A 6,277-nucleotide genomic window follows, 5' to 3' on the forward strand; every position below is an offset into this window, starting at 1 on the left:
GGGACCCTGTGGGAGAGTAGGACGCCGCCGAACAATTTTTAGCCTTAGCCTCATGCACTTCGGTGTGTGGGGCTAAGGCCTTTTTGCGTTATGGGCCGGTGCCCCTTCTACCCTGGGGTCCATGGACTATGACCTTGTTATCTTCGACAACGATGGCGTGCTCGTCGACAGCGAACCTGTGGCCAACACCATTCTTGCCGGGTATCTCACGGAGCTCGGACATCCCACCTCCTACGAGGACTCGCTGAGGGACTACATGGGGTCCGCGGTCCACCGAGTCCACGACCTCGTTCGGGAGAGAACCGGGCAGAGCCTCCCGGCTGGCTTCGACGACACGCTGCACGCACGGGTCTTCGCGGCCTTCGAGCGCGAGTTGACCGCGGTCGAAGGCGTGACCGAGGTGTTGGCGCAACTGGTGGCTGAGGGTGTTTCGTACTGCGTGGCGTCCTCGGGGAGCCATGAGCGGATCAGAGTGGGCCACCGGAAGACCGGGCTCGATGCATGGTTCCCCGATGAGATCGTCTTCAGCGCCGATGACGTGGGTCGGGGAAAACCCGCACCCGACCTCTTTCTCCATGCCGCGGAAAGGATGGGCGTCGCCCCCGCACGGTGCATCGTCGTCGAAGACAGTGCCCTCGGTGTGGCCGCCGCCGTCGCTGCCGGAATGGATTCCTATGGATTCACGGCGATGACACCCGCCGACAAGCTCATCGGCGTGAAAGGCCACTTCCGCAAGATGACGGAGCTACCCGTGTTGCTGGAGAGTTCCAAGCGCCCTGAGTGACGCATTTCCACGGTGGGATGCGCCGAGTCCGTACGCCCTTACGCGTTCGTGCGGACGGCCGGATACGGTGGCGGTCATGAGTGGCCGCGGATTGCTGATGTGGGACGAGGCACTGACCGGGTACGACTTCGGGGACAGTCACCCGATGGACCCGGTACGGCTCGCACTGACCATGGGATTGGTTCGGGCCTACGGGCTGGACAAGGTGATGGACGTCCGGGCCGCCAAGCCCGCCGGCGACTCCACGCTTCGGCTCGTCCACCGCGAGGACTACGTGGCCGCGGTGAAGGCCGCGTCCGTACAGCCGCGAGCTGCCGAACAGGCCTATGGGCTCGGGACGATGGATGATCCCGCATTCACCGGGATGCACGAGGCTTCCGCGCTGATTGCCGGGCAGTCGGTCGGGGCCGCCGAGGCCGTGTGGCGCTCGGACGTGGCGCACGCGGTGAACTTCGCGGGCGGGCTTCACCACGCGATGCCCGGGAGCGCTGCCGGTTTCTGCATCTACAACGACGCTTCCCTCGCCATCGCCCGGCTGCTGGAGCTGGGGGCGCAGCGGATCGCCTATGTCGACGTCGACGTCCACCACGGCGACGGGGTGCAGGCGGCGTTCTGGGACGATCCGCGCGTCTTGACGATCTCGCTCCACGAACATCCGCAGACCCTGTTCCCCGGCACCGGATGGGCCTCCGAGACCGGGGGCGCGGGTGCGGCCGAGGGCACGGCCGTCAATCTGCCCCTGCCCGCCGGGACCGGGGACGAAGGTTGGCTGCGGGCGTTCCATGCGGTGGTGCCCGAGTTGCTGGCCGAGTTCCGTCCCCAGGTGCTGGTGACCCAGCACGGAGCGGACACCCACTTCGAAGACCCGCTGGCCCATCTGGCGGTCTCGTTGGACGCGCAGAGGGCCGTGCAGGAGTCCTGCCACGAGCTGGCGCACGAGTACGTCGACGGCGGGCGCTGGATCGCGCTGGGCGGCGGCGGGTACGCGGTCGTCGACGTCGTCCCTCGGTCGTGGACGCACCTGGTCGGCATCGTCGCCCATGCGCCGGTCGAGCCGGAGTCCCTGATCCCGTCCGAGTGGCGTGACGAGGTGTACGCGCGCACCCGACAGCCCGGCCCCCGCAGGATGACGGACGGACGCGCTCCCGTCTGGCGGGAGTGGGGCGCGGGATACGACCCGGCGGACCGGCTGGACCAGGCCGTGTTGGCCACTCGGAAGGCCGTCTTCCCTCTGCGGGGACTGCTGCCGTGACGCCGTCGGGCGCGGACACCGAAGGGCCCACCGAAGGACTGCCCGTAGGAGTCTGCTGCGGAACGCTTCCAGGGCGGCCCTGACACGCTCATGACGCACCGGGGCGGGGGAGCCCTTCGCCGCGCCCGCTGCGCGTCCTCAGGGCCCGCTGTGAGGCGGGCGGCGTTACTCCAACCGTGGGGTCTGCGGCGGCTTTCGCCGTGGGACCCCCATGCGGTCCGGGAGCATCGGACGCGTGTCGAGCACCGGAGCGCTCCGAGCGCATCTTTTGGCCACTGGTTTGGCCGGTGCCGTGGGCACCCTGCGGGAGGGCAGTCTGCGAAGCTACCGTCTCTTCGCCGCACGCGACCCGCGCGTCACCCTCGGGCTCGGGGCGCGGGGGGAGTGGAGCGCACACGACGTCATGGCGCTCATGGCGGACCGGTGCGGGGTCTCGCCCGATCCGAACGAGCGGACCGGGCCCGATGTCATCGACCCCGAGCGGACGTTGACAGCGCTCGACGCCTTCGCCGAACAATTGGCCGAGGTGGCGGCAGGGCGGGGAGCCGTACTGCTGGGAACCGGTCATCCGGATCGGCTGCTGGCGTTCTACGCCGGGCTGGCAGACGCGTTGTCCGCAACAGGATGCCTCGTTCTCACCCCTGCGCAGGGGCGATGTGTCGACATAACGACCCGGTTCGGGGTACGTACGTACAACCTTGAGTACGTACGGGGAGTCGCGCTGGTGCGGGCACCCGGCGCACGGGGCGCAGGGTGTGAGACCGGCGCGCACACCCATTCGCCCCTCCCTCTGCGCACCGCGTTGGAGGGTCTCGCGGAGCAGGGCGGGCCCCTTCCGGACCTGGTGATCGGCGACCACGGATGGGTCTGCGGGGCAGGTCAGCTGGGTATGAGGGCCATCGGGCTGGCCGACACCGACGACCCCGCGCTGTTCGTCGGAGAGGCCGAGGGAAGGGTGTCCGTGGTGGTGCCGCTCGACGACGGACGGCGGTCCGCTCACTACCGGCCGGTGACGCGCTATGTACTCAAACGAGCGTGTCTGTCACAGTAGGCGGCCGATGGCTGCTCCTCTTCCCCACTCGCACCACCCGCCCCTAGTCTGGGGAGTGAGCGCACAGCGACGAAGAGTCACCGGAGGGGAAGCCGGTGTGCGTCATGTGCGGAAGGTACAGGTGGGTCATGGCTGCTGGCAGCGAGAGGCCTCTTAACGAGGTCAAGTTTCTTACCGTGGCGGAAGTTGCCTCGGTGATGCGGGTGTCGAAGATGACGGTGTACCGATTGGTGCACAGCGGTCATCTGCCGGCGATTCGGGTGGGGAGGTCCTTCCGAGTACCGGAGCAAGCGGTGCACGACTACCTCCGCGAGTCTTTCGTGGGGGTGGAATCCGCATAGCGGGAGTAGAGCGATTGCCCTCGGATTACAACCTCGATGCTCTGCCGGGTAGGCTGGACCGACGTAGGTCGTGTGGGCCCAGACGCCCCGCACCGAGTGAAGAGAAGTGAGCGAGGGTAGTCGTGGGCTCTGTTATTAAGAAGCGGCGCAAGCGGATGGCTAAGAAGAAGCACCGCAAGCTGCTCAAGCGCACCCGCGTTCAGCGTCGCAACAAGAAGTAAGCGACAGCTGTACGTAACACTGTGGCCCTCTCACCAGCCGGTGGGAGGGCCACAGTGCGTTGAGTCGTCATCCCGGTGCCTCCCGTCTTCGTGCGGGGGTGAGCAGGGGTACGGACGGTTTCCTGGCGCCTTTTCCCGTGGTGCTCTGCTTTGGCCCCGGCCGTCGGGAGCGTCACGTGTCATCACATCGCCATGCGGAGGCGCTACGGTGACGCTGAAGAGGGGACCGCGGAATCCGAAGGAAGGAGCAGATCTTGGGAAAGGTCGTGCTCGTCACCGGCGTGGCCCGGCAACTCGGAGGACGTCTCGTACGACGGATCCAGCAGGACCCCGAGGTCCAGCGCGTGATCGGTGTCGATGTCGTGCGGCCCGAGCACGAGCTGGGCGACGCCGACTTCATCCAGGCCGACATCCGGCAGCCGACGATCGGACGGGTCCTCGCGGAGCACCGCGTCGACACGGTCGTCCATCTCGACGTCACTGGTACGCCGCTGGGCGCGGGTGGCCGGGCCGCGGTCAAGGAGACCAACGTCATCGGGACCATGCAACTGCTCGGTGCATGCCAGAAGTCGCCCGACGTCAGACGGCTGGTGATCAAGTCGACGACGAGCGTCTACGGCTCGGCTTCGCGTGATCCGGCGGTCTTCACCGAGACCACCCCGCCCAAATCCCTGCCGAGCGGCGGATTCGCCAAGGACTCGGTCGAGGTCGAGGGTTACGTCCGGGGCTTCGCCAGGAGGCGGCCGGATGTGGCCGTGTGCGTACTGCGCTTCGCGAACGTCCTCGGGCCGTGTGCCGACTCCCCCTTGGCGGAGTTCTTCTCGCTCCCCGTACTGCCGACCGTGTTCGGCTACGACCCCCGGCTCCAGTTCGTCCACGAGGACGATGTGATCGACGTCCTCGAAATGGCGCTCCACGAGCCCCGGCGCGGGACGCTCAACAGCGGCACCTTCAACATCGCCGGCGACGGGGTGCTGCTGCTCTCACAGTGCTCACGCAGGCTGGGGCGCCCGACCCTGCCCGTACTGCTGCCGGCGGTCACCTGGATCGGCTCCGCACTGCGCACGGTCGGCATCACCGACTTCTCCCCGGAACAGATCCGGCTGTTGACGCACGGCCGGGTGGTGAGCACCGTGCAGATGCGCGAGACACTGGGGTTCGAGCCGAAGTTCACGACCGCGGAGACGTTCGCCGACTTCGCCCGGAGCCGGGAAGCGGGGCTGCTGCCTCCCCACACCCTGGTACGGGCCGTGGACCAGGTGGCGGAGTCCCTGAGCGCCCGTCTGGCGCACGGGGGCGGCTCACGGGCCGTGACGGCCCGGGGCGATGCGGGATAAGGCCGGATAAGGAGCGCAGGCACGATGGCGGACGCCAAGGTCATTCCCTTCGACGACGACCGTACGCGAGGTGGCTCTCAGCGCTCGCGGCGGCGCTCCACCGGGGGTCTGGGCGGTGCCGCGGGTGGTGAGGCGACCGAGCCGACGGTGGTGCGCCAGACCGTGCGGACCCTGCCCGGGGCCGCCGAGCAGCCCTCCGTGGCCCGGGCGACCGGTGCCGGCGGAGATGCGGTGGACGGCGAACGGGAAGTCGGCGCCGACGACGGCTGGGAACGACGTCTCGCGTCGGGCCTGGCCTTTCTACGGCGCAGGGTCACCGGTGACTACGAGGTCGATGAGTTCGGCTACGACAAGGAACTGACCGACCAGGTACTGATGTCACTGGTGCGTCCCTTGTACGAGAAGTACTTCCGGGTCGAGGTCAAGGGCATCGAGAACATCCCCGCCGATGGCGGTGCGCTGGTCGTGGCCAATCACTCCGGCACCCTGCCGCTGGACGGCTTGATGATGCAGGTCGCCGTCCACGACAACCATCCGGCCGGTCGCCATCTGCGGTTGCTCGCCGCCGACCTCGTCTTCGTCCTGCCGGTCATCAACGAACTGGCGCGCAAGGCCGGGCACACGCTGGCCTGCGCCGAGGACGCCGAGAGGCTGCTCCAGCGCGGCGAGGTCGTCGGGGTGATGCCCGAGGGGTTCAAGGGCATCGGGAAGCCCTTCAGCGACCGCTACAAGCTCCAGCGCTTCGGGCGCGGCGGATTCGTCTCCACCGCGCTCAGGGCGGGCGTGCCGATCGTGCCCTGCTCGATCGTCGGGGCCGAGGAGATCTATCCGATGATCGGCAACTCCAAGACGTTGGCCCGGTTGCTGGGCATCCCGTACTTCCCGATCACGCCCACGTTCCCTTGGCTGGGGCCGCTGGGAGCGGTGCCGTTGCCGACTAAGTGGACCATTCAGTTCGGGGAGCCGATCGAGACCTCGGGGTATCCGGCCGAGGCCGCCGAGGATCCGATGCTGATGTTCAACCTCACGGACCAGGTGCGGGAGCAGATCCAGCACACCTTGTACAAGCTGCTGGTGCAGCGTCGGTCCGTGTTCTTCTAGCGGGGACCTGCCGGGGCGCTTCGGCAAGGGTTCGGCATGGCCGCGCCCGTTGGCGTGCGACATGAAACGGGGGGTGACTGGACAGCTGTCCAGTCACCCCCCGTTCCGATGTGTCTATGGCGGTGGGCCCGCGGTTTTTTCCACTTCGGGGGGGTTGTCCGGGTGGATGGGGGGGGGGGGGTGGGTCGGG

7 protein-coding genes are annotated in these 6,277 nt (G+C 68.0%); all 7 read left to right on the forward strand.

Going from position 1 to position 6,277, the window contains the following annotated elements; translation table 11 throughout:
* Nucleotides 1–121 precede the first annotated feature (121 nt).
* Nucleotides 122–784, forward strand: coding sequence for an HAD family hydrolase (locus ABZ348_RS34365; RefSeq protein WP_358939893.1), 663 nt, complete (start codon nucleotides 122–124; stop codon nucleotides 782–784).
* A gap of 76 nt (nucleotides 785–860) precedes the next feature.
* On the forward strand, nucleotides 861–2,036 hold the full coding sequence (locus ABZ348_RS34370) for an acetoin utilization protein AcuC (RefSeq protein WP_358939895.1): 1,176 nt from the start codon (nucleotides 861–863) through the stop codon (nucleotides 2,034–2,036).
* 235 nt (nucleotides 2,037–2,271) lie between these two features.
* Nucleotides 2,272–3,087: a phosphatase gene (locus ABZ348_RS34375; RefSeq protein ID WP_358939897.1), complete on the forward strand. Its 816-nt coding sequence runs from the start codon at nucleotides 2,272–2,274 to the stop codon at nucleotides 3,085–3,087.
* A 128-nt stretch (nucleotides 3,088–3,215) separates the two neighbouring features.
* A complete protein-coding gene (locus ABZ348_RS34380; protein WP_003958488.1) occupies nucleotides 3,216–3,428 on the forward strand; it encodes a helix-turn-helix domain-containing protein in 213 nt (70 codons plus the stop codon).
* Nucleotides 3,429–3,550: 122 nt separating this feature from the next.
* A complete protein-coding gene (locus ABZ348_RS34385; RefSeq protein ID WP_003948845.1) occupies nucleotides 3,551–3,649 on the forward strand; it encodes an AURKAIP1/COX24 domain-containing protein in 99 nt (32 codons plus the stop codon).
* Nucleotides 3,650–3,903: 254 nt separating this feature from the next.
* Nucleotides 3,904–4,986, forward strand: a complete 1,083-nt coding sequence (locus ABZ348_RS34390; RefSeq protein WP_358939899.1) for an NAD-dependent epimerase/dehydratase family protein — start codon at nucleotides 3,904–3,906, stop codon at nucleotides 4,984–4,986.
* A gap of 24 nt (nucleotides 4,987–5,010) precedes the next feature.
* Nucleotides 5,011–6,087 (forward strand): lysophospholipid acyltransferase family protein, encoded by a 1,077-nt coding sequence (locus ABZ348_RS34395; RefSeq protein ID WP_358939901.1) that lies wholly within the window; start codon nucleotides 5,011–5,013, stop codon nucleotides 6,085–6,087.
* Nucleotides 6,088–6,277 lie beyond the last annotated feature (190 nt).

It is taken from the genome of Streptomyces sp. NPDC005963 (genome assembly GCF_040638655.1).
Taxonomy (GTDB): Bacteria; Actinomycetota; Actinomycetes; order Streptomycetales; family Streptomycetaceae; genus Streptomyces.